We start from the raw sequence: 26244 nt of genomic DNA on the forward strand, positions 1-26244 counted from the left end.
CGGTGCACATGGAGGATGTGCACCGGGGCCGGACCCCTACCGTAGCCGTCGGGCTGCGGTGGAGGGCTAGTCGGTGGCGATGGCGTTGAGGACGTTCATACGGCCCGCCCTGAACGCCGGGATCAGTGCCGCGAGCAGGCCCACGAAGGCCGAGCCGATGAAGACTCCGATGATGGTCGGCCAGGGGATTTCCAGGACCTCCAGGCCTTCGAGGGCGAGCAGGCGCTGGGCCGTTGCTCCCCAGGCCATGCCCAGGCCGAGGCCGAGCAGGGCGCCGAAGAGGGCGATGACCACGGACTCCAGACGGATCATGCGGCGCAACTGGCGGCGGGACATGCCGATCGCGCGCATCAGGCCGATCTCCCGGGTGCGTTCGACCACCGAGAGCGCCAGGGTGTTCACCACGCCGAGGACGGCGACGATGATCGCGAGGGCGAGCAGGCCGTAGACCATGTTGAGCAACTGGCCGACCTGGTTCTGCAGTTCCTCCTTGAAGTCCGTCTGGTCACGGACCTCGTACTGCGGGTACTGCTTCAGGGTGTCCTTGAGCGCCGCGTACGCCGCGTCCGCCTTGCCGTCCTCCGCCTTCGCGAACATGATCATGTTCGGCGGGATCCTGTCGGCCGGGAGGTACTTCTCCATGGTCGCCAGGGACATGTAGCGCGCGCCCTGGTCGATGGTGACGTCGTCGCTGGTGATGGCGCCGACCTTGAGCTTCGCCGTCTCGCCGCCCTTGAAGGCGACGGTCAGGGTGTCACCGACACGGACGTTGTTGTCCTTGGCGTAGTCCGAGCCGATCGACATCGAGTCGGTGGCATACGCGTCCTTGAGCGAACCGCCGGTGGTCTCGCGTCGCAGATCCGTCGCGTACGTGGGGTCGGCCGCGGTGACCTGGGTGTCCTTCTCCGTCTTGCCGTTCGGCGCGGTCAGCGAGGCGTCCACGACCTTGTAGCGCGTGACGTGCGCCAGGTCCGGGCTGTCCTGGATGGCCTTCTCGGCCTGCGGCACGATCCGCTGCTGGCCCTGGATGATGAAGTCCGCGCCGACCGATTTGTCGAGCTCGTCGGTGGCCGAGGCCACCATCGAGGAGCCGACGACGGACAGGCACGCGACCAGCGCGAGGCCGATCATCAGGGCTGCCCCGGTGGCGCCGGTGCGCCGCGGGTTGCGCAGCGCATTGCGCTCGGCCATCCGCCCGACCGGGCCGAAGAGCCGCAGCACCAGCGCGCTGATGACGCGGACCACGCCTCCTGCGAGCACCGGGCCGACGATCACGAAGCCGATGAGGGTGAGGACCACACCGCCGCCGAGGAACATCGAGCCGTCGCCGGCCGTGTCGGCGGTGGCCGCCGTGTAGAGAGCGAAGGCGCCGGAGCCGGTGAGGACGAGGCCGATCAGCGCGCGGACCAGGCCCGCCTTGCCGTCCGCCGGCGTCCCCGCGTCCCGCAGCGCGGCCATCGGGGAGACCTTGCCCGCGCGGCGGGCCGGCAGATACGCGGCGAGGACGGTGACGACGATGCCGAGGAAGAGACCGATCGCGGGGGTCGTCCACTTCACCGTCAGGTCGTCGGTGGAGAGGTTCATGCCCATGTTCGACATGAGCTTCATGAGGCCGACGGCGAGGCCGACGCCCGCGCCGACACCGAGGATCGAGCCGATGACGCCGAGCAGCGTGGCCTCGACGAGGACCGAGCGGTTGACCTGCTTGCGCGAGGAGCCGATGGCCCGCATCAGACCGATCTCGCGGGTGCGCTGGGCGACCAGCATCGAGAAGGTGTTGATGATCAGGAAGATGCCCACCAGGAACGCGATTCCGGCGAAGCCGAGCATCGCGTACTTGATGATGTCCATGAACTCGCCGACGTCCTTGCGGTTCGCGTCGGCGGACTCGGCCTGGGTCTGCAGCTTGTAGGCGCCCGCGCCGAGTTCGGCCGCGACGTTCTTCTTCAGCTGCGCGTCGGTGACGCCTTCGGAGCCGGTGACGGCGACCGCGCTGAACACACCGGTCTCGCCGAGGAGTTGCTTCTGCGCGGTGGGGGTGTCGAAGTAGACGACGGCCGCACCCGGGTTGGTCACCTTGAAGGTGGCGATGCCGGTGATGGTCGCGGTGAGGTCGCCGTTGACGCTGATGGTGCGCAGTTCGTCGCCGAGCTTCAGACCGTGCTTGTCGGCGGTGTCGGCGTCGACCATCACCTCGGTGGGGCCGCGCGGGGAGTGGCCCTCGGTGACCTCCATCGTCCGGGTGTCGTTCTGCGTCCAGTTGCCGGCGATGGTCGGGGCTCCGCTGGTGGAGCCCATGTTCTCGTTCTCGGAGTTGACGACCGTCACGTTCATCGAAGTGACCGCACCCTCGGCCGACTTGACCCCCTGGGCCTTGCCGACCTGGTCGACCACGGAGGCCGGCAGCGAGTCCGGCTTGCCGGCCTGCGGGTCCTCGTCGCCGTCCTTCGCCGACTTCGGGCTGACGGTGACATCGGGCGAGCTGGCCGCGAAGAGCTTGTCGAAGGTGGTGTTCATCGTGTCGGTGAACACGAGCGTGCCGCACACGAAGGCGACGGAGAGCAGGACGGCGATCGCGGAGAGCGCCATCCGCCCCTTGTGCGCGAAGAAGTTGCGCATCGAGGTCTTGAGCACGGTCACGACGTACGCCCCCGCGCGTCGAAGTCCTTCATGCGGTCGAGGACCTGGTCGGCGGTCGGCCCGTACATCTCGTCGACGATCCGGCCGTCCGCGAGATACAGGACGCGGTCGGCGTACGAGGCCGCGACCGGGTCGTGCGTGACCATGACGATGGTCTGGCCCAGCTCGGACACGGAGCGGCGCAGGAAGCCGAGGACCTCGGCGCCGGCCCGCGAGTCCAGGTTCCCCGTGGGCTCGTCACCGAAGATGATCTCCGGTCGCGCGGCCAGGGCGCGGGCGACCGCCACGCGCTGCTGCTGGCCGCCGGAGAGCTGGGTGGGGCGGTGCTTGAGCCGGTCGGCCAGGCCCACCGTCTCCACCACGCGCTGCAGCCACTCGCGGTCCGGCTTACGGCCCGCGATGTCCATCGGCAGCGTGATGTTCTCTATCGCATTGAGCGTCGGCAGCAGGTTGAACGCCTGGAAGATGAAGCCGATCCGGTCCCGGCGCAGCTGCGTGAGCTTCTTGTCCTTGAGGCCGGTGATCTCGGTCTCGTCGAGGAAGATCTGCCCGCCGCTCACCGTGTCGAGCCCCGCGAGGCAGTGCATCAGCGTCGACTTGCCGGAGCCCGACGGGCCCATGATCGCGGTGAACTGCCCGCGGGCGATGTCCACATCGACATGGTCGAGCGCGACGACCCGGGTCTCCCCGCTGCCGTACGCCTTCACGACCTGCCGCGCACGGGCGGCCACCGCGGTACGCCCTCCTGTCACCCCGGGGCCCGGGGTGGTCACAGCCGTAGTCACGTGAAGTCTCCTTGGTGGAAAGCAGCGGAATGCCGTCGGTGAAAAGTCTGCTGGCGTGAGGGGGTCGCGCACGATGAGGTACAGCGCAGTCTTCGACCTGAGGAAAACCCCACCCCCAGGCTGCGGTCCCCCTCAGTTCTGGCCTGTGACCAGGCTAGGAGCGGCCGCCGCGCGGCTCGTCCTTCAGGAGGACGAGCGCTCCCCGACCCGAAGTGCGGACCCACCCCTAAGGGCTCTCCACCCGTCGGTGGAGCGCGTATCGGGGGTCGTACACCCTTCGCCGCCCGCAGCCTCCACCCCTCCCCTGCGTGAGGAGCAAGTGAGAAGGTGTCCTTCGGCGTAACTAGATGCAGGGGGAAAGGATCTCCGTGGGCGGCACCGTCGACCGTGACATAGGCACCCCGCCACGACGCACCGCCGTCGTCGCCGCCCTCATGCTCTCCATGGCGCTCGCCGCGCTCGAGTCGACGATCATCGCGACGGCCGTCCCGCAGATCGTCGCCGACCTCGGCGGCTTCTCGTACTTCTCCTGGCTGTTCTCCGGCTATCTGCTCGCGGTCACGGTCACGCTGCCCGTCTACGGCAAGCTCTCCGACACCTTCGGCCGCAAGCCCGTGCTCCTTGCCGGCATGGTGCTCTTCCTGATCGGCTCGCTCCTGTCGGCCACGGCCTGGAACATGGCCGCCCTGATCGCGTTCCGCATCCTGCAGGGCCTGGGCGGCGGCGCGATCCAGGGCACCGTCCAGACGCTGGCCGCCGATCTGTACCCGCTGAAGCAACGCCCCAAGATCCAGGCGAAGTTGTCCACGGTCTGGGCGCTGTCGTCCATCGCGGGCCCGGCGATCGGCGGGCTGCTCGTCGCGTTCGCGCACTGGCGGTGGATCTTCCTGGTGAATCTGCCGGTGGGCCTGCTCGCGCTGTGGCTGGTGGCGCGCCATCTGCACGAGCCCGTACGCGAACGGGGCCCCCGCGCCCGGATCGACTGGCCGGGCGCGCTGGCCGTCTTCGCCTCCGGCGGCGTACTGCTGACCGCGCTCGTACAGGGCGGGGTCGCCTGGCCATGGCTGTCGGGGCCGTCCATCGCCCTGTTCACCACGGCCGCCGCCCTGCTCGCCGCGACCGTCCTCGTCGAGCGGCGGGCCGCCGAGCCGATCATCCCGGGCTGGGTGTGGAAGCGGCGCACGATCGCCGCGGTCAATCTGGGGCTCGGCGCGCTGGGCCTGGTGATGGTGGCGCCGACCGTGTTCATCCCCACGTACGCGCAGTCGGTGCTGCAACTGACGCCCACCGAGGCCGGGTTCGTCCTGTCGGCGATGATCCTGAGCTGGCCCGTGTCGGCGGCGCTCAGCCAGCACCTCTATACGCGGATCGGGTTCCGCAACACCTCGCTGATCGGTGTCACGGGCGCGGCGCTCGTGCTCGGCGCGTTCCCGCTGCTCCCGTATCCGGGCTCGCCGTGGCAGCCCGCTCTCCTGATGCTGCTGCTCGGCGCGGCGCTCGGGCAGGTCCAGCTGCCGCTGATCGTGGGCGTGCAGTCGACGGTCGGCTGGGCTGAGCGCGGCACGACCACCGCCTCGGTGCTGTTCTGCCGCCAGATCGGGCAGACCCTGGGCGCCGCGGTCTTCGGCGCCATCGCCAACGGGGTGATCGCCGGGCGGCTCGGCCCCGACACCGACCTGGACACGGTGGCACGCGCGCCCGGCGACGAGACGGTGCGCCGCTCGATCGACGCCGCCGTGGAGTGGGTGCACATCGGGGCGGCCGCCGCCGCGGTCGTCACGCTCCTGGTGCTGCTGTTCCTGGCGCCGCGGCGCTTCCCCGTCCTGCCGCAGGAGGCGCTGCTGCCGCCGGACGCGTCGCCGCCGAGCGCAGGGACCGCGACGGCCGCCTCCGCGCCGGACGCGAGGACGGTCACGGCGCCCGCCGACCCCGTACGCCAGGAACCCGTCGCGGACCACCCTCCCCGCCGGCCCCAACAGCCACATACCGACTGACCAGTTCGGCGGAAAGCACACCTCAACCGCATACCTGCCGGTAACGTCCGGGCTCTCCCTGCGGTCCTCCTCCGGGCCACATGCCGCGCAAGGAGCAGCCCCATGCACGAGCCGCCACCGTACGATCCGCAGGACCCGCCGCCGTACCCGCAGAGCCCGCCCTTCCACCCCGAGGACCCGCCGCCGCCGTACGACCTCCGCCTCACCTATCCCTGGATGCCCGCACCCGCCCCGCCGCCCCCGCGGCGCCGGGCCGTGCCGCGCCCGGGGAGCCATGGTGATCTGCGCAAGGTGCGGCGCGCGTACAAGGTGCTGCGCCGCGTCGCCTCGCTCACCGCGCTCGGCTACTTCACGCTCTTCCTCATCCTGTCCGCGTACGCGCCGTCGCTCGTCGGCCGGAGCGTCACCGGCGGCCTCAACCTCGGACTGCTGCTCCTGCTCGCCCAACTGCCCGTCACCTACGTGGCGATAACGCTCTACGCGCGCCACGCGGCCCGCCGTGTGGACCCGCTCGCCCAGCGGCTGCGCCGCGCCGCCGCGTCGGAGTCCCGCCCATGAGCGCCGCCCCCGCGCCGGGGCTCGCGTCCGGACTCGCGCTCGGCTCGTCCACCGAGGCGACGTCCCTGATCGCGTTCACGGCCGTCGCCTCCGTGACCCTGCTCCTGTGCGTCCTGAGCGGCCCGGACCGCGACGACCTCGACGAGTTCTACACCGGCTCGCGCAGCCTCTCGCCGCTGCGCAACGGCCTCGCCATCGCGGGCGACTACGTCTCCGCCGCGAGCGTCCTCGGCGGCATCGGCGTCATCACGCTCACGGGATACGACGGCGTCGTCCTGCTGCTCGCCAGCGCGCTCTCGCTGGTCCTGCTGATGTTCCTGCTGGCCGAACCCCTGCGCAACGCGGGCCGGTTCACCATGGGAGACACTCTGGCCCGCCGCCTCACCGGGCCCTCGGCCCGCACGGCCCGGATCGCCACCGCCGTCGCCACCCTCGCCGCGCTGCTCCCGCTGATGCTGGTCCAGCTCGCGGGCGCGGGCGATCTGCTCGCGTTCATCCTCGGCTTCAGCAGCGAAGGCGCGAAGACCGGCTCGATGGTGATGCTCGGGGCGCTGATGATCTCGTACGCGGCGATCGGCGGGATGAAGGGGACCGCGCAGATCCAGATCATCAAGATCGTGATCCTGCTCGGCTCGGCGGCGGTCGTCTCCGCGCTCCTGCTCCAGCGCTTCGACGGCGACTTCGGCGCGCTCGCGGCGCAGGCGGCGCGCGGCAGCGGGCTCGGCGAGGCGTATCTGGGGACCGGTCCGCTGTTCGCGGGCAGTGCCGCACCGCAGATCGACATGGTCGTCTCGCAGCTCACGGTCGTCCTCGGAGCGGGCTGTCTGCCGCATGTCACGATGCGGATGTACACGGCACGCAGCGCGCCCGAGGTGCGGCGCTCGATGTCGTGGGCGGTCTCGGCGACGACCGTCTTCGCGCTGTGCGCGCTGGTCATCGGGTTCGGCGGGGCGGCGCTCGTGGGGCGGCAGACCGTGATGTCGGCCGACCCGCAGGGCAACACCTCGCTCCTGCTCACAGCCCGTGCGCTGTTCGGGGCGGAGACCTCGATGGCCGGGACGCTGGTGTTCACCGCGGTCGCCACAGCGGTCTTCCTCACCCTCCTCGCCTCGGTCGGCGGCATGATCCTCGCGTGCGCCAACTCGCTGGCCCACGACGTGTTCGCGCACCGGCGGCGGATGGGGCCGCGCGCGGAGATGACCACGGCACGGCTCGCGGCGCTCGGGGTCGGCGTCATCACCATCGCGCTCGCGTCGACGGTGCAGCACCGCAATCTGCAGCCGCTGGTCACGCTCTCGTTCTGCCTGGGCGCATCGGCGCTCGCGCCCGCGCTGGTCTACAGCCTGTTCTGGCGCCGCTTCACCCGGACCGGGCTGCTGTGCACACTGCTCGGCGGTTCGGCCGGCGCGATCATCCTGATGACGGGCACGAACCTCGTCTCCGGCGGCCCCAACTCGGCGTTCCCCGCCCACGACTTCAACTGGTTCCCCTTCACCACCCCGGGCATCGCCTCCATCCCCCTCGGCTTCGCCCTCGGCTGGCTGGGCACGGTCCTGACCCCGCGCGCGGAGCAGCGCGAGCAGCGGCGGAATTACGAGGCGGTGGAAGGGGAGATTCTGGCGGGGGCGGTACGGGGGCGGTGAGTCGCCCGGGCGTCTTGCGGTGCGACGTCAGGAGTCCGCGCCGGACGCGGGGCCCGGCACCGTGCCGTTGCCCGACCCCGGTTCGCGTCCCGTCGCGCCCAGCGACGCGAGGCTGCTGCGGACGTGCTCCATGTGGGCGCGCAGACCGTCCGCGTGGTCCGCGTGCTCGCGTTCGAGCCGCTCCGCCTCGCGCTCGATCCGCTCGGCACGCAGCCGGCCCTCGGCCAGCACCTCCTCGGCGCTCGCCCGCGCGTCCTCGGCGCCGTGCCGCGCGGCCTCCTCCGCCGACGCGAACTCCCGCTTCGCCGTGGACAGATCGGCCTCGGCGGCCGCGATCAGCTCGGCGTGCCGCGCGTCGAGCGCCTCGGCCGCGCGGCCGGCGGCCTCCTCCGCGGCCTCCCACGCCCCGGACTGCTCCTTCTCCTGCTCACTGAGCATCGCGTCCGTCCGTACGCGCATGTCGCGCAACGCGGACAGGGCCTCGCCGCGCTGCTCCTTGACCGTGCGGCGCGCGCCGATCCGCTCGTCGTCCGCGGTGCCGCGCGCGGCGAGCAGCACCTGACGCGCCCGCTCCTCCGCGGCTTCGCGCACCTCGTCGGCGTACGCACGGGCGGCGGCGCTCAGCTCGCGCTCCAGGTCCGCGGTGGCGTCGGCGATGCGCTGCGCCTCGGCGTGCGCGCCCTCGCGGACGGCCGCGCACTCCGCCTCGACGGTGGCCAGGATCAGCAGCGCCCGCTCGCCGAGCGTCTCGTACGTCTGCGGGGTGAGCCCGGCCACGGTCGCGCGCAGCGCGGCGGCCTCGGCGTCCATCTCCTTGGCGAGCACGGTCAGCCGCGCGGCCCGCTCCCAGGCGTCGTCGCGGTCCCGCTCCAGCCGGGTGACGGCGCCGTCCACCTGCTCGGGACGGTACCCACGGCCGCGTACGACATGGAACTCCGAGCTGCTCATCCCTGCTGCCCCTCTCACCTGCCGCGAACAGATCCGGCGACATCCTGACGGACCACCCGGAACACCCCATAATGCGACACTCCGCACACGCATCCGAAACTGGGGTGACTCACGCCAACGCAAAGGGCCGCCCCCGTCGCCGTAACGACAGAAGCGGCCCTTCGACCGTCGCGTATCCCCGAGGGGTCCTAGATGAGGCCGTCCCACATCTGCTCCAGCAGGACCGACCACCACGTCTCCGGGGACGACAGCGCCGCCGGGTCGAGGGCCGCGAGCTGGGACTGGAAGTCGACCGTCCAGCGGCCCGCCTGCTCCTGGTTGAGCCCGTAGCGCAGGCGCCACATACGGCCCAGCATCGCGAGGGAGCGGGCGAACTCCGGGAGCGAGGAGTTCACGAACTGCGGCGGTACGGGGGCGACGCCCGGGCCCGCCTCGACGGGGACCGCGACGATGTGCGCCGTGCCGTACTGCACACAGATCGCGCGCCCGAAGTCACTGCCCATGACGAGGTACGAGCCCGCGTCCGAGGCGGGCTGCACACCGCGCTCCTGCGCGAGTTCGGCCAGCGTCGGAACGGGGCGGCCCGGCTGGGCCTGGGCCCAGAAGAACGGGTTGAAGTCCACCGGCAGACCGGCCCACACCAGCGTCTGCGCCACGACCTCGGGCACACCCTGGCGCGACACCGCGCGCTGGTCGAAGCGGAAGACGCCCTGCGGCCCGAAGGCACCGGCCAGCTCCTGCGCCACGATCTCCGGACCGACCGGCGGTGCGGGCTGCACCGGCTGCAGCGGCATCCGCACCGGCGCCGGCCGCGCCGGACCGTCGGCGACCTGGTGCAACTCGCCCTGGTGCGCGAGGAGTTGCTGCATGCCCTGCTGACGCGAGGCATGGTCGTTGCCGTACGGGGCCACGGTCGTGATCCGCGCCTGCGGCCACTGCTCCTTGATCATGCGGGCGCAGTACGCACCCGGCAGATCACAGGACTCCAGCTCGGTGTGGATCTCCAGGACCTGGTCGGCGGGCACACCCATGCCGCGCAGCTCATGGAAGATCTGCCACTCGGGGTGCGGCGTGCCGGGCGCGGAGCGGCGGATCAGCTGCTGCTGACTGCCGTCCTGCGCACGGTAGCTGAGCACCACCTGGTAGCCGGGTCCGACGACCGGCAGGCCCGCGGGCGGCTGCGGATAGCCGTACGCGGGGGCCGGACCGGGAGCGGCAGGCTGCTGCGTACCGGGCGGCGGGCCGGGCGGCGCGGGCGCGCTCGGACCACCGGGCGCGAGCATCGTCGCGGCATGGTGCGCACCGCCGGGGGGCGGCGTGCCGGGAGCGCCCGGGGCCCCGGGCGGGCCGGGAGGCTGCGGTGCGCCGGGAGCGCCCGGCGGGCCCGGGGGCTGGGGCGCGGCGGGACCGCTCGGGTCCGGACCGGCGAGCATCGTGGCCGCGTGGTGCACACCGCCGCCGAGGCTGCCGCCACCGGCCGGAGCACCGGGCGGGCTGGGCGGCTGCGGGGCGCCGGGAGCACCTGCGGCACCCGGGGCGCCGGGCGGGCCCGGGGGCTGGGGCGCGGCGGGACCGCTCGGGTCCGGACCCGCAAGCATCGTGGCCGCGTGGTGCACACCGCCGCCGAGGCTGCCCCCACCGGCCGGAGCGCCAGGCGCACCCGGAGCACCGGGAGCGCCCGGGGCCGCGGGCGGCTGCGGTCCGTCGGGGCCGAGCGAGGAGACCATCTGGGTCGCCACGTACGCGTTGCCCGCACCCGGAGCGCCGGGCGCCGCGGGCGGCGGCGGAGTCGTGCCGGGACGCGCGCCGGGCGTGCCCGGGGCGCCGGGCGGCGCGGGGGTGCTCGCGCCGCTGCCGCGCGCGGCGCGCGGCGGGGCGGCCTTGCTGGTCGCGGCGTTGGCGATGTCATCGGCACCGGCACCCGACGGCGCGGCCGGCTGCTGCGGTGCAGCGGACTGCGGCGCGGCGCCGGACGGCTGCGGGGCGGGCCGGTTCGGGTGCACGTACGAGGGCGCGGCGGGCGGCGGGGTGCTCTGCGCGGACGGTGCCGGTGCGGCAGGCGTCGCGGGAGCCGCGGGCTGCTGCTGCGGGTAGCCGTACGACGGATCCGGGCCGCCGATGGCGGGCGACACGGCGGTCGGCGGCAGCTGGCTGCCGCCCGACATCAGCGCGGTCTTCGCCTCGGGAGCCGCGGCGGGCGGCGGGGTGTCGCTGTCGTCGTCCGAACCGGACAGCGGCGGCGCGAACATCGTCGCGGGCTGGTCGGCGGCACCGTTGGTGTCCGTACCGGCCCACGGCGTCCCGCCCTCGGGCACACCCGGGGCCGCGCCTCCGGCGCTCGGCCAGGCGGTCCCGCCGGCCTGAGCACCCTGGCTCGCGCCCTGCGCCGGAGCGTCGGCGGACGCGGCGGCCGGAGACGGCGCCGGTGCGGGTGCAGGTGCGGGCGCCCCCGATCCCGTACCGAAGGAGGACCCGGACCCCGACGAATCCTCGGACGAGGACGACGCCGAGGAAGCGGACGAAGAAGAAACTGAGGGAACCGCGTCCCCGGCCGCGGACGGAACCGCATCCCCGGCCGCCGGCGAAGCCGCGTCCCGCCGGTCCGGGATCCCCATCCGGTCCGCCGCCTCCTGCAGCCACTCCGGCGGAGTGAGCAGGAACGACGTCTGGTTGAGGTCGACACGTTCCGGCTTCGCGGGCTCGGGTTCGGCGGCGCCCGTGACGGTGCCGTACTCCTCCTCGTACCGCCGGATCACCTCACCGACCGGCAGCGCGGGCCACAGCGTGACCTCGCCACCGCTGCGGGCGATGACGAGCCGCTGACGGCCGCCGTCGGAGCGCGGACCGTCCTCGCGGTCCTCCGCCCACACGACGAAGCCCAGGTCGAACTCCCGCACCCGCACCTCACGGTGCTGGTACGCGGGCACATCGCCGTTGATCCACTCTTCCGCGCGCTCCTGCGCCTGCGCGAAGGTCACCATCGGAAGGTCACTCCCCCACCGGGACGGCGTGCGCGAAGCCGCCGTCCACCATCAGGTTGGCCACGGTCTCCAGCTCGGGCGGATTCCCCGCGAGCCGGGCCAGAAACGCGTCGAAGTCGTCACCGCACGGCAGCAGCAGCCGCTGGACGCGGTCGGCGACCGACCAGCCGGCCGTCTCGCCGCTGTCCCGCGCGTCGTCGTAGGCGCAGAACCAGACCGAACCGGCCCGCTCGCCGCGGACCTTGACCGCGAGGATGCCGCCCTGCACGAACGCCACCCCGAGGTAGTCCTTGGTGAGGTGGTCGCGCAGACACTTGTTGATGTAGACGAGGTCGTTGACCGCCGCCTCGTCGCGGACCGTGAAGAACGGCTGGTCGATCAGGAGCCCCAGCTCGGCGTCGAGCGCGGCACCCACGGGCGCGCAGCCGCCGGCCGCCTTCAGGAACGCGCGATAGGCGCCCGGCAGGCGGTACCCCAGGTCCTCCTCGACCCCGAGCAGCTGCTGCTCGGTCACCACGACGGACGCCTTCGGCAGTCCGAAGTGCGTGGGCCGGGTCTCCTGCAGGGGGCGCGTGCCGCGCTTGTTCTGGTCGACCTCGGCCGTCGCCAGACCGCCGTGGTGGCGCAGCAGCGCCTTCACCTCGACGGGGACCAGTTCGAGCCGCCGCGTCCCCGGTACGTGGTGCCAGGTCCAGCCGTGCGGAGTGGCGACCGCCGGGATGGTGTCCCACAGGTCGTGGCCCTGCGCGGCCAGTGCCGCGTTCGCCGAGACGTAGTCCGTCAGCCGCAGCTCGTCGACGCCGAAGCCCTCCGGCGGCTCCGCGATCTCCGCGGCCGCGCGGGCGTAGACGGAGAAGTCCGGGTAACCGCGGTCATCGATCCGCACGCCCCGCGGGTGCCGTGCCGCGCGGACCGGGTCCGGGAAGTGCACGGTCTGACCGGCGTAGGCCGCGTTCGGCGGCGCGGCCCCTGCCCAGCCTGAAGCACTGGGCGGCGCGCCCTCCCCGAGCCGACCTGTCGTCATCGCGGTTGCCCCCTGCGGCACTGTTCGTACGGCCCATGCGTATGGCTTGTCGCGCCACAGCCTATGCGCTGGCGCAACACCGGTCACCGGGCCTCCGCCCGCATGACCAGCTGTCACACAGCCGTGACAGTGAGCCGCAACCAGCCGCGGCCGAGGGTCGTCCCGGACAGGGCATGCACCACCGCCACGGAAGGGACATTTGGTCCCGCCTTCCACTTCAGCCGTCCTATTTGGCAGGCTGTAAGCGCGCTCGGGGGAGCGCGCGCACGACAACGGGGGACGCGGTCACCACCGCAGCACGGGGAGGGATGCATCACCAATGCACACCGCAGAAGAACACAAACAGGGGCAGGTCTCGGGGGATCCGCGGCTGAGCTGGTCGGCCGAGGACGAGCACGCGGCGCCGTCGCTCAGCCACCGCCGCGACGGCATACTCCCCACCGTCGCCGCCGCCCTCTCCGTCCGCGGCGAGACCCTCACCGCGACCGCCGGGCGCGGCGACCTGCCGCCGCCCCTGCACCCGCTCGTCCAGGACTTCCTCGACACCCTCACATCCGGCCAGCGCGAGCGCTTCACGGGCCGCTGCCCCGAGGTCACCCTGATCTCCCGGCATCTGGCCTCGTACGAGGCCACGCGCTCCAAGCGCGCCCAGCGCAAGCCGCTCACCGCGGGCGAGGCCCGCAAAGCCCTCAAGCACGCGAAGCTCACCACCCGCCGGATCCGCGAGGACGGCGACCCGCTGCACGGCGGCTTCGCGCCGCCCTGCCGCTCCTGCTCCGCTCTGACCGCACATCTCGGCGTCCGCATCATCGAACCGGACCAGCCGAACGACCGCACGGGGAACGCCGGCTGATGTCCACGGACCGCACCTCCACCACCCGCTTCGCGGTGACCGTCGACGCCGCGCTGCGCGAGGCGGGCTGGCAGCCCGGACGCTGGGACATCAAGCGCGCCGAGTACTGGGCCGACACCCTGCGCTCGCACATGTCACCCGCCGGACACCGCCACAGCGTGTTCCCGGCGGCCGTCGAAGCCTGGGCCGAGTTCGGCGGACTGCACGTCACCCCCGCCGGACCCGGCCGCCAGATCGCCCCGGCCACCATCCACTTCGACCCACTGCACGGCCTCCACATGGCCCGCACCCTCGGCGACCTGGGCCGCGCACTGGACACCGAGGTCTGCCCACTCGGCGCCGACTCCTCGGGCCAGGGCCTGCTCGCACTCGACGCCCAGGGCCGCGTCTACAGCCTCGACCACTCCGGCGACTGGTACCTGGGCCACGACCTGGACACGGCCCTGACGGCCCTGGTGTCGGGGGCGCTTCCGGTGCGGCTGACGTCGGGCTGAGCATCAAGGCCGCCGTCAGGCCGGCCCAGCAGGCAACCCCGCCCTGACGCCGCCCATAATCTCCCGGCCACCTCCCCCGCCGCGCCCGTAGGCTGGACGACATGACCACGACGGGGGAAGTACGCCACGAGGCGGCCGGGGGGCCGTGGTGGTGGGGACGGCGGCGCAGCGCCGTGTTCGACATCGGACTCGCGGCGGTATCCGCGGCCGAGTGTGCAGTGGAAGGAGTCGCATTCGCGGACCGGGGAGGACTACCGGCCGGAATCGGGGTACTCATAGGCCTGGTCGTCGGATCGGCCCTGGTGCTACGGCGCCGATGGCCAATCGCGGTGGTGCTCGTCTCGATCGCGGTGTCCCCGGCGAGCATGGGCATGATCTTGACGATCGTGGGGCTCTACTCGCTCGCGGCCTCCGAGGTGCCGCGGCGGATCATCGGCTGTCTGGCCGGGATGTCCCTGATCGGGACCATGATCGTGGTCTGGGTACGGATGGTGCAGGACCAGGACCGGCTCCAGTTCGGCGGCTGGTTCGTCCCCTTCATGGCCGTCACCATGTCCCTCGGCGTCACCGCCCCGTCCGTACTGCTCGGCCTGTACGTGGGCGCGCGCCGACGCCTCATGGAATCGCTGCGCGAACGCGCCGACTCACTGGAACGCGAACTCCAACTGCTCGCCGAACGCGCCGAGGAACGCGCCGAATGGGCACGCAACGAAGAGCGCACCCGCATCGCGCGCGAGATGCACGACGTGGTCGCGCACCGCGTGAGCCTGATGGTCGTGCACGCGGCGGCGCTGCAGGCCGTCGCACGCAAGGACCCCGAGAAGGCCGTCAAGAACGCCGCGCTCGTGGGCGACATGGGACGGCAGGCGCTGACGGAGCTGCGCGAAATGCTCGGAGTGCTGCGCGCACACGAGCCCGCCCCTGAAGCGGCGGGGCAGCCGCTGGCCGCTGTGGGTGCGGCCGCCGCGGCCGCCGCGTTCCGCGCGGAAGCCGAGCAAGGCCCCTGTCTCGCCGAGGTCGACGCGCTCGTCGAGCAGTCACGGGCGGCCGGGATGGTGGTCGACCTCTCAGTGGACGGCGAGTCCGTCCCGTACGGCCAAGAGGTCGAACAGACCGCATACCGCGTCATCCAGGAGGGCCTGACCAACGTGCACAAGCACGCACCGGGCGCGAAGACCCGGGTGCGGCTCGCGCACCGGCCCGGCGAGGTGGCCATGCAGGTGGAGAACGGCCCGTCCCCCGACGGCGCCGACGACCACGCCCGCCTCCCGAGCGGCGGCAACGGCCTGGTGGGCATGCGCGAACGCGTCACCGCACTCGGCGGCGTCTTCGTGGCGGGCCCGACGGACAGCGGAGGCTTCCGCGTCTCGGCCGTCATCCCGGAAGGCTGAACCCCGCGCTAGGCACGTGGTCCCCGCTCCGCACGGGAACCACCACTTCTTCCCTCGAACTATTGAATCGCTCAGACCTTCGACCCGGACGTCCGGATTCCGGACGACGATCTCCGTATGGCAGAGATCACGCGCAAGTACGACGACTTCGAGGGGCTTCGAGAGCAGGCCGTGACACTGCGGCGGGCAGGGCTCAGCCGACGGCAGATCCGCGACCGGCTCCACGTCGACAACAACAACCTCCTCAACCGACTCCTGGACGGCGAGCCCGCCCCGGAGTGGACGAAGCGCCCGAACGCCAAGGACGACATGCGCGCGAAGGCTCGGGAGTTTCGGCTGAAGGGGATGACGTACGACGAGATCCAGGTCGAGCTGGGGGTGTCGAAGAGTTCGATTTCGCTTTGGGTGCGGGATCTGCCGAAGCCGGAGCGGCGGAAGGCAGCAGAGCAGGCGCGGCTCGCGAACCGCATGCGCTGGGAGCATGAGCTGGCCGTGCGGGACCGGCAGCGCAAGCAGACCAAAGAGACCGCCAAGAAGGCGATCGGCAGCCTCTCGGCTCGCGAGCTGTTCCTGGTAGGAGTTGCCCTCTACTGGGCCGAGGGATGCAAGGACAAGCCCTACGACCGACGGGAGGCCGTGACGTTCGTCAACAGCGATCCGAGCATGATCCAGATCTACATGGCATGGCTGGACCTACTCGGCATTGAACGTGAGCGCCTCCGCTTCGCGGTCATGATCCACGAAAATGCCGACGTCGCAGGCGCCGAACGGTACTGGGCCGAGCTAGTCCGCGCCGATCGCTCCGCGTTCACCAAGACGACCCTCAAAAAGCACAACCCGAAGACCGTCCGCAAGAACACCGGCGACACCTACCGAGGCTGCCTGGTGGTCAAAGTCCTGAAGGGAGCGGACTTGTACCGTCGCATCGAAGGCTCCTGGTACGGCATAGTGTTGGGGGCCACCCAGCCGATTGGCGAGATGTCCCATTAGCCGGGTTCGCAATCCCCTGTGGTGTAATCGGCAACACTGTCCACTTTGGATGGACCATTTCAGGTTCGAGTCCTGGCAGGGGAGCTTTCCTGAGTTCGGGTCCTGACCGCAACGGTCGGGACCCGTCCGCGTTTCCGCCCGGCTACGCCCCGGTATCCTGCGGATGTCCCCCGCACACCACCCGAAGCCGAAGGGCATTCCCGTGAGCGCCACCAGCACGGCAGCCGTCATCGTCCTTGCAGCGGGTGAGGGCACCCGTATGAAGTCGCGCACCCCGAAGGTGCTGCACGAGATCTGTGGCCGGACCCTGGTCGGGCACGTCGTCGCCGCCGCGCGCGAGCTCGACCCCCAGGAGCTCGTCGTGGTCGTCGGGCACGGGCGTGAGCAGGTCGCCGCGCATCTCGCCGAGATCGACCCGTCCACGCGTACCGCGGTGCAGGAGCAGCAGAACGGCACCGGGCACGCGGTGCGTATGGGGCTTGAGCCGTTGGGCGGCGCCGTGGACGGCACCGTCATCGTGGTCTGCGGCGACACTCCGCTGCTGACCGGCGCGACGCTGGAGAAGCTCGCCGCGACGCATGTCGCCGACGGTAACGCGGTCACCGTTCTGACCGCCGAGATGCCCGACGCCACCGGGTACGGCCGTATCGTGCGCGACGGGGTCTCGGGCGCCGTCACCGCGATCGTCGAGCACAAGGACGCGAGCGAGGCGCAGCGTGCGATCCGTGAGATCAACTCGGGGGTGTTCGCGTTCGACGGGCGGCTGCTCGCGGACGCGCTCGGCAAGGTCCGTACGGACAACAGCCAGGGCGAGGAGTACCTGACCGATGTCCTCGGCATTCTGCGCGAGGCCGGTCACCGCGTGGGCGCGAGTGTCGCGGGCGATCACCGTGAGATCGCCGGCATCAACAACCGGGTGCAGCTCTCCGAGGCACGCCGGACCCTCAACGACCGTCTTCTGACCGAGGCGATGCTCGCCGGTGTCACGGTGGTCGACCCGGCGTCGACGTTCATCGACGCGACGGTGACTTTCGAGCCGGACGCGCTGGTCCACCCGGGCACGCAGCTGCAGGGTGCGACGCATATCGCCGCGGGCGCCGAGGTCGGCCCCAACTGCCGTCTGAAGGACACGGTCGTCCACGCGGACGCGAAGGTCATCAACGTGGTGGCGGACACCGCCGAGATCGGCGAGGGCGCCAGCGTGGGCCCGTACGCCTATCTGCGCCCGGGCACGAAGCTCGGCGCGAAGGGCAAGATCGGCACGTATGTCGAGACGAAGAACGCGACGATCGGTGAGGGCACGAAGATCCCGCACCTGTCGTACGTGGGCGACGCGACGATCGGCGACTACACGAACATCGGTGCGGCCAGCGTCTTCGTGAACTACGACGGGCAGACCAAGCACCACACGACGGTGGGTTCGCACTGCCGGACCGGTTCGGACAACATGTTTGTGGCTCCTGTCACGGTCGGGGACGGTGCGTACACCGCCGCGGGGTCCGTGATCACGAAGGATGTGCCGGCCGGTTCGCTGGCTGTCGCCCGTGGTCAGCAGCGGAATATCGAGGGCTGGGTGGCCCGTAAGCGTCCGGGCAGCGCTGCCGCGAAGGCCGCGGAGGCGGCGTCCGGGAAGTCCGATGGCGAGAGCTGACGGAAAACAGGTGGGCCCAAGGCGGCGTACCGTGATAGGCGCACATATTTTGTCGGCTTGCTCAAACGCGGTCCACGCGGTTTCTGGGCGGCGATCGAACACCTCTGAGGAGACTGTGCTGTGACCGGGTTCAAGACGACCGGCGAGAAGAAGATGATGCTCTTCTCCGGCCGCGCCCACCCCGAGCTGGCGGAGGAGGTCGCGCACCACCTGGGGGTCGGTCTGGTCCCGACCAAGGCCTTCGACTTCGCGAACGGTGAGATCTACGTCCGCTACGAGGAGTCGGCGCGTGGCGCGGACTGCTTCCTGATCCAGAGCCACACGGCTCCGATCAACAAGTGGATCATGGAGCAGCTGATCATGATCGACGCGCTGAAGCGCGCGTCGGCCCGCTCCATCACGGTGGTCGTGCCGTTCTACGGCTACGCGCGCCAGGACAAGAAGCACAAGGGCCGTGAGCCGATTTCGGCCAAGCTTGTCGCCGATCTGATGAAGACGGCGGGCGCCGACCGCATCGTCTCGGTCGATCTGCACACCGACCAGATCGTGGGCTTCTTCGACGGTCCCGTCGACCACCTCTTCGCGCTGCCGCTGCTCGCGGACTACGTGGGCCACAAGGTCGACCGCTCGAAGCTCACCGTGGTCTCCCCCGACGCCGGCCGCGTCCGCGTCGCCGACCGCTGGTGCGACCGTCTCGGCGCGCCGCTGGCGATCGTGCACAAGCGCCGTGACAAGGACGTCGCCAACCAGGTCACCGTGCACGAGGTCGTCGGTGACGTGAAGGGCCGCGTCTGCGTCCTGGTCGACGACATGATCGACACCGGTGGCACGATCTGCGCCGCCGCGGACGCCCTGTTCGCGCACGGCGCCGAGGACGTCATCGTGACGGCCACGCATGGTGTGCTGTCGGGTCCGGCCGCGGACCGTCTGAAGAACTCCAAGGTGAGCGAGTTCGTCTTCACGAACACCCTGCCGACGCCGAGCGAGCTGGAGCTCGACAAGATCACGGTCCTGTCGATCGCCCCGACGATCGCCGACGCGATCAAGGAGATCTTCGAGGACGGCTCCGTGACCAGCCTCTTCGAGGAGCAGTAAGCCTCCAGGTAGATCGTTTTGGGTTGCGGCCTCCCCGCCGGGTAGACTGTCGAAGTTGCTCGGCGAGGGAGGCCGTACTCATTCCGCTTCACGCGGTGGGTGCCGGCTCTCCGTTATCGACGCGCTCTTCGTAGCAGGCCTCTTCGCAGGCCGTCGTTGTGGCCGGGTGACCGCCACAACTTTTTTCTTTCTACGAGGAGTGCGCAATGTCCGAGGTCAAGCTCGCCACCGAGACCCGTACCGAGTTCGGCAAGGGTGCGGCCCGCCGTATCCGCCGCGAGGGCAAGGTTCCCGGTGTTCTCTACGGTCACGGCACCGACCCGGTCCACCTGACCCTTCCGGGCCACGAGCTGCTGCTCGCCGTCCGTACCCCGAACGTCCTGCTCTCCCTGGACATCGACGGCAAGTCCGAGCTGGCCATCCCGAAGTCGGTCACCCGTGACCCGCTGAAGGGCAGCCTGGAGCACATCGACCTGCTCCTCGTGAAGCGCGGCGAGAAGGTCACCGTCGAGATCCCCGTGCACGCCGAGGGCGACCTCGCATCGGGCGGCAACCTGCTCGAGCACGTCCTGAACACGCTGTCCGTCGAGGCCGAGGCCACCCACATCCCCGAGGCCGTCACGGTCTCGGTCGCGGGTCTGACCGCCGGTGACTCGATCCACGCCAAGGACATCACGCTGCCCGCCGGCGTGACCCTGGCCACCGACGCCGACGCCGTCGTGCTGCAGGTCCTGGCCGCGCAGGCCGAGGAGGCCCCGGCCGAGGCCGAGGGCGACGAGGCCGCCGAGGCCTGAGCCCTGCGCTCTGCTTGACTGACGGGGTGGTGGACCTTTCCGGTCCGCCACCCCGTTTTCGTATGGCCGCCGCCTTTTCTGTACGAGGAGTTCGAGACGCATGACGACCGACGCCACCGCCCCCTGGCTGATCGTGGGCCTGGGCAATCCGGGTCCCGGCTATGCGGCCAACCGGCACAACGTGGGCTTCATGGTGGTCGACCTGCTCGCGGAGCGGACCGGCGGTGCGTTCAAGCGGCACGGGAAGGCGCAGGCGCAGGTCCTCGAAGGCCGGATCGGCCCGATGGGCCCGGGCAGCCGCCGGGTGGTGCTCGCGAAGCCGATGTCGTACATGAATCTCTCCGGCGGGCCGGTGACGGCGCTGCGGGACTTCTACAAGGTGCCGACGGCGAACATCGTCGCGATCCACGATGAGCTGGACATCGACTACGGGACGCTGCGGCTGAAGCTGGGCGGCGGGGACAACGGGCACAACGGGCTGAAGTCGATGACGAAGGCGATGGGCCCGGACTACCACCGGGTGCGGTTCGGGATCGGGCGTCCGCCGGGCCGGATGCAGGTCGCGGACTTCGTCCTCAAGGACTTCTCGGCCGGCGAGCGCAAGGAGCTCGACTACTTCGTGGACCGGGGCGCCGACGCGGTGGAGGCCCTGGTGACGGAGGGTCTGGAGCGCGCGCAGTCCTCGTACAACTCGTAGACCGCGCGCGGCCGCTCTCAGGCCGTCACGAACGCGCCGAACAGGAGCAGTACCCCGGCGCTCGCGACGCCCCACGCCGTACGGGTCATCCGCAGGCCGCCGCCGACCACGACCGCGGCCATCAGGAGCGCGCCGCCGAGCGGGATCCACGCGTGGAAGAAGCCGGGGCCGCCGCCGCGCACGACCTGGCTGGAGCCGGGCTTCACGACGACCGGGAGCTTCGCGCCCTTCTCGGTGCCGAGGGATTCCTCGATGGTCACCGTGGCGCGGGCCTTGGCGCCGGGTGAGAGCGGTTCGAAGCGTCCGGTGCAGAAGTCGCCGTCGCAGCGGGCGATGGTGATCTGGCCGCGCTCGCGGCCCTTGGTGAACAGCACGTGCTGGGCCGTGGACCAGGACGTCCAGATGCCGACGACGAGCAGCAGCACGGCCAGCGCGGCCGTCGCGACGGTGCGCGCGGCGCCCAGGGCCGCTTGCGTACGGGCGGAGGCGGCGGCAGACATGGCGGCGATCCTTGGCCATGCCCCCACGCCCGGTCAACTCGCGGCCCGCAAGCCGGACATAAGGATGCCCCGCACCACCACAGGCGGTACGGGGCATCCCAAGCCGGACAAACCAGCAGGTGTCAGCCGGTGTCAGCCGGTGTTGCGCAGACCCGCCGCCACTCCGTTCACCGTCAGGAGCAGCGCGCGGCCGAGCAGCGCGTCCGGCTCCTGGCCCGCGGCCGCCGCGTCGCGCTGCCGCTTGAGCAGGGTGACCTGGAGGTACGAGATCGGGTCCAGGTAGGCGTCGCGGATCGCGAAGGTCTGCTGGAGCACCGGGTGGCTGTCGAGGAGTTCGGAGCCGCCGGTGACGCGCAGGACCTCGCGGACCGTCAGGTCGTGCTCGGCCTTGATGGTCTCGAAGACGTGCTTGAGGTCGTCCGGGACGAGGGTGTCCACGTAGTGCTGGGCGATCCGCAGGTCCGTCTTGGCGAGGGTCATCTCGACGTTGGAGAGGAAGTTGCGGAAGAAGTGCCAGTGCTCGTGCATCTCTTCCAGGACGGTGTCGAGGCCCGCCTCGCGCAGCGCCTTGAGTCCGGAGCCGACGCCGAACCAGCCGGGCACGATCTGCCGCGACTGGGTCCAGCCGAACACCCACGGGATGGCGCGCAGGCCGTCGAGGGAGACGCCGGAGCCGGGGCGGCGGGCGGGCCGCGAGCCCAGGTGCAGGTCGGCGAGCTGGTCGACGGGGGTCGAGGCCAGGAAGTACGTCGGCAGGTCCGGGTCCTCGACGAGCTTGCGGTACGCGGCGTGCGCGGCCTCGGAGACCGTGTCCATCGCGGCGTCCCAGCGCGCGAGCGCCTCGTCGGACTGGCGCGGCGCCGTGTGCAGGGCGGACGCCTGCAGGGTGGCGGCGACGGTCAGTTCGAGGTTCTCGCGGGCCAGCGACGGCACCAGGTACTTGTCGGAGATGACCTCGCCCTGCTCGGTCACCTTGATCTCGCCCTCCAGGGTTCCCCAGGGCTGGGCGAGGATCGCGTCGTGCGAGGGGCCGCCACCGCGGCCGACGGTGCCGCCGCGGCCGTGGAAGAGGCGCAGGCGTACGCCGTAGCGGTGGGCGACGTCGCGCAGCCGGCGCTGCGCGCGGTGGATCTCCCACTGCGAGGTCGTGATGCCGCCGAACTTCGAGGAGTCCGAGTACCCGAGCATGACCTCCTGCACGTCTCCGCGAAGGGAGACGAGACGGCGGTACGAGGGGTCGGCGAGCATCTCGTCGAGGATGACGTCGGCGGCGCGCAGCTCGTCGGTGGTCTCCAGGAGCGGCACGATGCCGATCTTCGCCCAGCCGGCGTGCAGGTCGATGAGGCCGGCCTCGCGGGCGAGGACGGCGGCGGCGAAGACGTCGTCGGCGCCCTGGCACATCGAGATGATGTACGACTCGATGACCTCGGGTCCGAAGACCTCCAGGGCCTTGCGGACGGTGGAGAACACCCCGAGGGTCTTCTCGCCGGCCGCGTCAAGGGGCGCCGGGCTGGGCGCCAGCGGGCGGCGGGAGCGGAGCTCCTTGGCGAGCAGCTTCTGGCGGTACTCGCGCGGCATGTCCGCGTACCGCCAGGACTCCTCGCCGAGCCGGTCGAAGAGCTGGCCGAGCGCGTGGTGGTGGGCGTCCGCGTGCTCGCGTACGTCCATGGTCGCCAGCTGCAGGCCGAAGGCCGCGAGGGTGCGGATCGTACGGTCCATGCGGCCGTCGGCGAAGAGGCCGCCGCGGTGCTCGCGCAGTGAGGTCTGGATCAGGGTGAGGTCGTGCACCAGCTCGGCGGTGCCGAGGTAGTCGCGGCCGGGCTCGTGCGCGGTGCCCTTGGCCAGGCGCTCGCGGGTGTTGACGAGCTTCTGCCGGACGCAGGTGGCCTTGAGGCGGTACGGCTCCTCGGCGTTGAGCCGCTTGTAGCGCGGGCTGATCTCCGGCAGCCGCTCCAGGTCGGCCTGCAGCGAGGTGAGCAGCTCCTCGGTGGCGCCGGTGTAGCGGATGGAGTTGGAGAGCAGGCTGCGCAGGTGGTCGACGAGTTCGAGGGCGTCGGTGATGCCGTGCTCGTGCTGCAGGATCAGCACGTCCCAGGTGACCTGCGGGGTCACGTTGGGGTTGCCGTCGCGGTCGCCGCCGATCCAGGTGCCGAAGGTGAGCGGGCGGGTACCGGCCGGGAGGTCGACGCCGATGCGCTCCAGCTCGGCGGTGAGGTCCTCAAGGACGTCGCCGACGGCGCCCGCGTGCAGTTCGTCGAGGTAGTAGATCGCGTTGCGCGCCTCGTCCGCGGGCTCGGGGCGGACGACCCGGAGCTCGTCGGTCTGCCACACCAGGTCGATGTTCTCGGCAAGGCGCAGGTCGAGGCGGCGGCGGTCGGCCGCGGAGACCGAGGAGTCGAGCAGCTCGGCGATCCGGCGCAGCTTGGTGAGGACGGAGCGGCGGGCGGCCTCGGTGGGGTGCGCGGTGAAGACGGGGCGCACGTTGAGGTGCTCGACGGTCTGCCGCAGATGCTCGGCGTCGGCGTCCTTGAGCAGGTCGGCGGTGCGGGCGAGCGTCGAGCCCTCGGCGTCACGGCGGGCGCGCAGCTCGCGGCCGCGGTGCACCTGCTCGGTGACGTTCGCGAGATGGAAGTACGTGGAGAAGGCGCGCACCAGCTTGGCGGCCGTCTCCAGCTCGGTCTCGCCGAGCAGCCGTGCGGCCGCCTCGCCGTCACTGCGGGTGAGGGCGCGGACTTCTTCGACGAGCTCCAGGAGTGCGGTGCCCTCCTGACGTACCAGGGTCTCGCCGAGCAGGTCTCCGAGGCGGCGGATGTCGGCGCGCAGTTCCGCGCTCGCCGTCCGGTCGTCGGCGCTGCTCATGGTCTGGTGGTCGGCACTGCTCACAGGTGCGGCTCCTTGCAGTGAGGGGAAGACTCATTGCGGACCACGCTGTCCGACGCCACCAGGATAGGCGTCCGTCATGGGTGCCCATCCGAGCCGCCGCCATGCGAGATTGCTCGTCACCCGCAGTTCTCTTGTCGCCGGAGGCGTCGCTGCCATACTTACGACGCCGTAAGTTACGGGCCCGTACGCCCGGGACATACCGGCGATCACCTGCCAGAAGTCCCCGACTCCCCAGGGAAAACGCCCATGACCACGAGCCCGGACCTGCTCGACGAAGCCCCGAAAGACGCGGGCGGTGCCCCGCTGCCGTCGGCCACGCTCGGCGGTGAACAGAAGCGCTCGCTCGAACAGATCACGCTGCTGCTCTTCATCACGGTTCCGTTTCTCGCACTGATCGCCGCCGTTCCGCTCGCGTTCGCGTGGGGCGGGGTGAGCTGGCTGGACCTCGGCCTCATGGTGTTCATGTACTACCTGGGCTGCCACGGGGTCACGATCGGCTTCCACCGCTACTTCACGCACGGCTCGTTCAAGGCCAGGCGTCCGCTGCGGATCGCGCTCGCCATCGCCGGCTCGATGGCGGTCGAGGGTCCCCTGGTGCGCTGGGTCGCCGACCACCGCAAGCACCACAAGTTCTCCGACGCCGAGGGCGACCCGCACTCGCCGTGGCGTTTCGGCGAGACGATGCCGGCGCTGATGAAGGGCCTGTGGTGGGCGCACATCGGCTGGCTCTTCGACGAGGAGCAGACCCCGCAGGAGAAGTACGCGCCCGACCTGATCAAGGACCCGGCGATCCGTGCGATCTCCCGCGGCTTCATCTACTGGACGATGCTCTCGCTCGCGATCCCGCCGATCGTCGGCGGTCTTGTCACGATGTCCTGGTGGGGCGCCTTCACGGCCTTCTTCTGGGGCTCGCTGGTCCGCGTCGCGCTCCTGCACCACGTCACCTGGTCCATCAACTCCATCTGCCACGCGGTCGGCAAGCGCCCCTTCAAGTCCCGCGACCGCTCGGGCAACGTGTGGTGGCTGGCCGTCCTGTCCTGCGGCGAGTCCTGGCACAACCTGCACCACGCCGACCCGACCTCGGCCCGGCACGGCGTGATGCGCGGTCAGCTGGACTCGTCCGCGCGGATCATCCGCTGGTGCGAGCAGCTGGGCTGGGCGTACGACGTGCGGTGGCCCTCGGAGCAGCGCATCGCGTCCCGGCGCAAGCCGGTGCCCGCCGACGCGGCATGATGGGTGCCGTGGGCGACGAATCGAGCACTCCAGGAAGCGGCGGCGGCGGCGAGAAGCCCCGGCGGACGCGCAGGACGCGGATGACCGGGGCGGAGCGCCGGCAGCAGCTCCTGGACATCGGGCGGACCCTGTTCGCCGAGAAGGGCTTCGAGGGGACGTCCGTCGAGGAGATCGCCGCGAAGGCCGGTGTCTCCAAGCCTGTCGTCTACGAGCACTTCGGCGGCAAGGAAGGGCTGTACGCGGTCGTGGTGGACCGCGAGATGCAGCGGCTGCTCGACATGGTGACGAGCTCGCTGACGGCCGGGCACCCGCGTGAGCTGTGCGAGCAGGCCGCGTTCGCGCTCCTCGACTACATCGAGGAGTACACGGACGGTTTCCGGATCCTGGTGCGGGACTCGCCCGTCGCGCAGTCGACGGGCACGTTCGCCTCGCTCATCTCCGACATCGCCACCCAGGTCGAGGACATCCTCGGTCTGGAGTTCAAGGCGCGCGGCTTCGACCCGAAGCTCGCGCCGCTGTACGCGCAGGCGCTCGTCGGAAGCGTCGCGCTGACCGGCCAGTGGTGGGTCAACACCCGCAAGCCGAAGAAGGCCGAGGTCGCCGCCCACCTGGTCAACCTGGCCTGGCATGGCCTGGGCAACCTGGAGGCGAAGCCGCGGTTGATAGGGCATCGCAAGAGCTGACTGCCGTGAGGGCCGGGGTGTGAACCCCGGCCCTCACTGTTTCGTCAGCCCTGGGGCTCCAGGAACTCCAGCCTGTTCCCGACCGGGTCCTCCGCGTAGAACCGCAGATGGCCCGGGAGGTTGTCGTCCCAGGTGACCTCGGCCCCTCGGGCGGTGAGACGGTCCGCGTACGCCTTGATGTCACGGACCCTCAGCCCCGGATGGGCCTTCTTCGCCGGACGGAAATCAGACTCGATCCCGAGATGGAGCTGCACCCCGCCGGCCTCGAACCAGCAGCCGCCCCGCGCGGCAAGCACCGGCGGCTTGGGGATCTCCCGCATGCCGAGGACCCCCTCGTAGAAACCGCGCAGCACCTCCTCGCTCCCAGGAGGGGCGGCCAGCTGGACGTGATCGACGGAGATCAGCAC

Annotated in this window: 21 protein-coding genes and 1 tRNA gene; 14 read left to right on the forward strand and 8 right to left on the reverse strand. The window is 71.2% G+C overall.

Annotation, left to right across the window (positions count from 1 at the left end):
* Window positions 1-66: 66 nt before the first annotated feature.
* The gene (locus ACIBI4_RS13345) at window positions 67-2640 is read right to left on the reverse strand and encodes an ABC transporter permease (RefSeq protein ID WP_399203905.1); all 2574 of its coding nucleotides are present in this window, start codon (window positions 2638-2640) and stop codon (window positions 67-69) included.
* Window positions 2637-3425, reverse strand: a complete 789-nt coding sequence (locus tag ACIBI4_RS13350) for an ABC transporter ATP-binding protein (protein ID WP_399203908.1) — start codon at window positions 3423-3425, stop codon at window positions 2637-2639. Before ACIBI4_RS13350 ends, ACIBI4_RS13345 begins: the two co-directional genes overlap by 4 nt.
* Window positions 3426-3772: 347 nt before the next feature.
* On the opposite strand from ACIBI4_RS13350, the gene ACIBI4_RS13355 reads away from it, so the two are divergent.
* From ACIBI4_RS13355 to ACIBI4_RS13365, 3 genes are all read left to right on the forward strand, one after another.
* On the forward strand, window positions 3773-5419 hold the full coding sequence (locus tag ACIBI4_RS13355; protein WP_399203909.1) for an MDR family MFS transporter: 1647 nt from the start codon (window positions 3773-3775) through the stop codon (window positions 5417-5419).
* Between the two features lie 102 nt (window positions 5420-5521).
* Entirely contained in the window at window positions 5522-5977 is a 456-nt protein-coding gene (locus ACIBI4_RS13360) for a DUF485 domain-containing protein (RefSeq protein WP_399203910.1), read from the forward strand.
* Window positions 5974-7620 (forward strand): cation acetate symporter, encoded by a 1647-nt coding sequence (locus tag ACIBI4_RS13365; RefSeq protein WP_399203911.1) that lies wholly within the window; start codon window positions 5974-5976, stop codon window positions 7618-7620. The genes ACIBI4_RS13360 and ACIBI4_RS13365 overlap by 4 nt, the downstream gene beginning before the upstream one ends.
* 27 nt (window positions 7621-7647) lie before the next feature.
* Here the strand turns inward: ACIBI4_RS13365 and ACIBI4_RS13370 are convergent, their stop codons facing one another.
* The 3 genes from ACIBI4_RS13370 to ACIBI4_RS13380 form a co-directional block, all read right to left on the reverse strand.
* Complete coding sequence (locus ACIBI4_RS13370; protein ID WP_399203912.1) at window positions 7648-8568, reverse strand: cellulose-binding protein; 921 nt, start codon at window positions 8566-8568, stop codon at window positions 7648-7650.
* A 188-nt stretch (window positions 8569-8756) separates the two neighbouring features.
* Window positions 8757-11549, reverse strand: a complete 2793-nt coding sequence (locus ACIBI4_RS13375) for an SUKH-4 family immunity protein (protein ID WP_399203913.1) — start codon at window positions 11547-11549, stop codon at window positions 8757-8759.
* Window positions 11550-11556: 7 nt separating this feature from the next.
* Entirely contained in the window at window positions 11557-12573 is a 1017-nt protein-coding gene (locus ACIBI4_RS13380; RefSeq protein WP_399203914.1) for an SMI1/KNR4 family protein, read from the reverse strand.
* 319 nt (window positions 12574-12892) lie between these two features.
* Between ACIBI4_RS13380 and ACIBI4_RS13385 the strand changes: the two genes are divergently transcribed.
* From ACIBI4_RS13385 to pth, 9 genes are all read left to right on the forward strand, one after another.
* Window positions 12893-13426, forward strand: coding sequence for a YwqJ-related putative deaminase (locus ACIBI4_RS13385; RefSeq protein ID WP_399203915.1), 534 nt, complete (start codon window positions 12893-12895; stop codon window positions 13424-13426).
* Entirely contained in the window at window positions 13426-13920 is a 495-nt protein-coding gene (locus ACIBI4_RS13390) for an SUKH-3 domain-containing protein (protein WP_399203916.1), read from the forward strand. The genes ACIBI4_RS13385 and ACIBI4_RS13390 overlap by 1 nt, the downstream gene beginning before the upstream one ends.
* A 101-nt stretch (window positions 13921-14021) precedes the next feature.
* Window positions 14022-15311, forward strand: coding sequence for a sensor histidine kinase (locus tag ACIBI4_RS13395; protein WP_399203917.1), 1290 nt, complete (start codon window positions 14022-14024; stop codon window positions 15309-15311).
* Between the two features lie 117 nt (window positions 15312-15428).
* Window positions 15429-16301: a hypothetical protein gene (locus tag ACIBI4_RS13400; protein ID WP_399203918.1), complete on the forward strand. Its 873-nt coding sequence runs from the start codon at window positions 15429-15431 to the stop codon at window positions 16299-16301.
* Between the two features lie 12 nt (window positions 16302-16313).
* Window positions 16314-16385, forward strand: a tRNA-Gln gene (locus tag ACIBI4_RS13405).
* Window positions 16386-16503: 118 nt separating this feature from the next.
* Window positions 16504-17952 (forward strand): bifunctional UDP-N-acetylglucosamine diphosphorylase/glucosamine-1-phosphate N-acetyltransferase GlmU, encoded by a 1449-nt coding sequence (gene glmU, locus ACIBI4_RS13410; protein ID WP_399203919.1) that lies wholly within the window; start codon window positions 16504-16506, stop codon window positions 17950-17952.
* Window positions 17953-18072: 120 nt separating this feature from the next.
* Window positions 18073-19047, forward strand: a complete 975-nt coding sequence (locus ACIBI4_RS13415) for a ribose-phosphate diphosphokinase (protein WP_399203920.1) — start codon at window positions 18073-18075, stop codon at window positions 19045-19047.
* Window positions 19048-19253: 206 nt separating this feature from the next.
* A complete protein-coding gene (locus ACIBI4_RS13420) occupies window positions 19254-19841 on the forward strand; it encodes a 50S ribosomal protein L25/general stress protein Ctc (protein ID WP_399203921.1) in 588 nt (195 codons plus the stop codon).
* Between the two features lie 100 nt (window positions 19842-19941).
* On the forward strand, window positions 19942-20538 hold the full coding sequence (gene pth / locus ACIBI4_RS13425) for an aminoacyl-tRNA hydrolase (RefSeq protein ID WP_399203922.1): 597 nt from the start codon (window positions 19942-19944) through the stop codon (window positions 20536-20538).
* A gap of 17 nt (window positions 20539-20555) precedes the next feature.
* Here the strand turns inward: pth and ACIBI4_RS13430 are convergent, their stop codons facing one another.
* A complete protein-coding gene (locus ACIBI4_RS13430) occupies window positions 20556-21038 on the reverse strand; it encodes a hypothetical protein (RefSeq protein WP_399203923.1) in 483 nt (160 codons plus the stop codon).
* 132 nt (window positions 21039-21170) lie between these two features.
* A complete protein-coding gene (gene ppc / locus ACIBI4_RS13435; protein WP_399204302.1) occupies window positions 21171-23897 on the reverse strand; it encodes a phosphoenolpyruvate carboxylase in 2727 nt (908 codons plus the stop codon).
* A 270-nt stretch (window positions 23898-24167) separates the two neighbouring features.
* Between ppc and ACIBI4_RS13440 the strand changes: the two genes are divergently transcribed.
* Both ACIBI4_RS13440 and ACIBI4_RS13445 read left to right on the forward strand, forming a co-directional pair.
* Entirely contained in the window at window positions 24168-25154 is a 987-nt protein-coding gene (locus tag ACIBI4_RS13440) for an acyl-CoA desaturase (RefSeq protein WP_399203924.1), read from the forward strand.
* Window positions 25154-25837, forward strand: a complete 684-nt coding sequence (locus tag ACIBI4_RS13445; protein WP_399204303.1) for a TetR/AcrR family transcriptional regulator — start codon at window positions 25154-25156, stop codon at window positions 25835-25837. The genes ACIBI4_RS13440 and ACIBI4_RS13445 overlap by 1 nt, the downstream gene beginning before the upstream one ends.
* A 44-nt stretch (window positions 25838-25881) precedes the next feature.
* On the opposite strand, the gene ACIBI4_RS13450 is transcribed toward ACIBI4_RS13445, so the two are convergent.
* Entirely contained in the window at window positions 25882-26244 is a 363-nt protein-coding gene (locus ACIBI4_RS13450; protein WP_399203926.1) for a VOC family protein, read from the reverse strand.

The organism is Streptomyces sp. NPDC050418 (genome assembly GCF_044458745.1).
GTDB lineage: Bacteria > Actinomycetota > Actinomycetes > Streptomycetales > Streptomycetaceae > Streptomyces.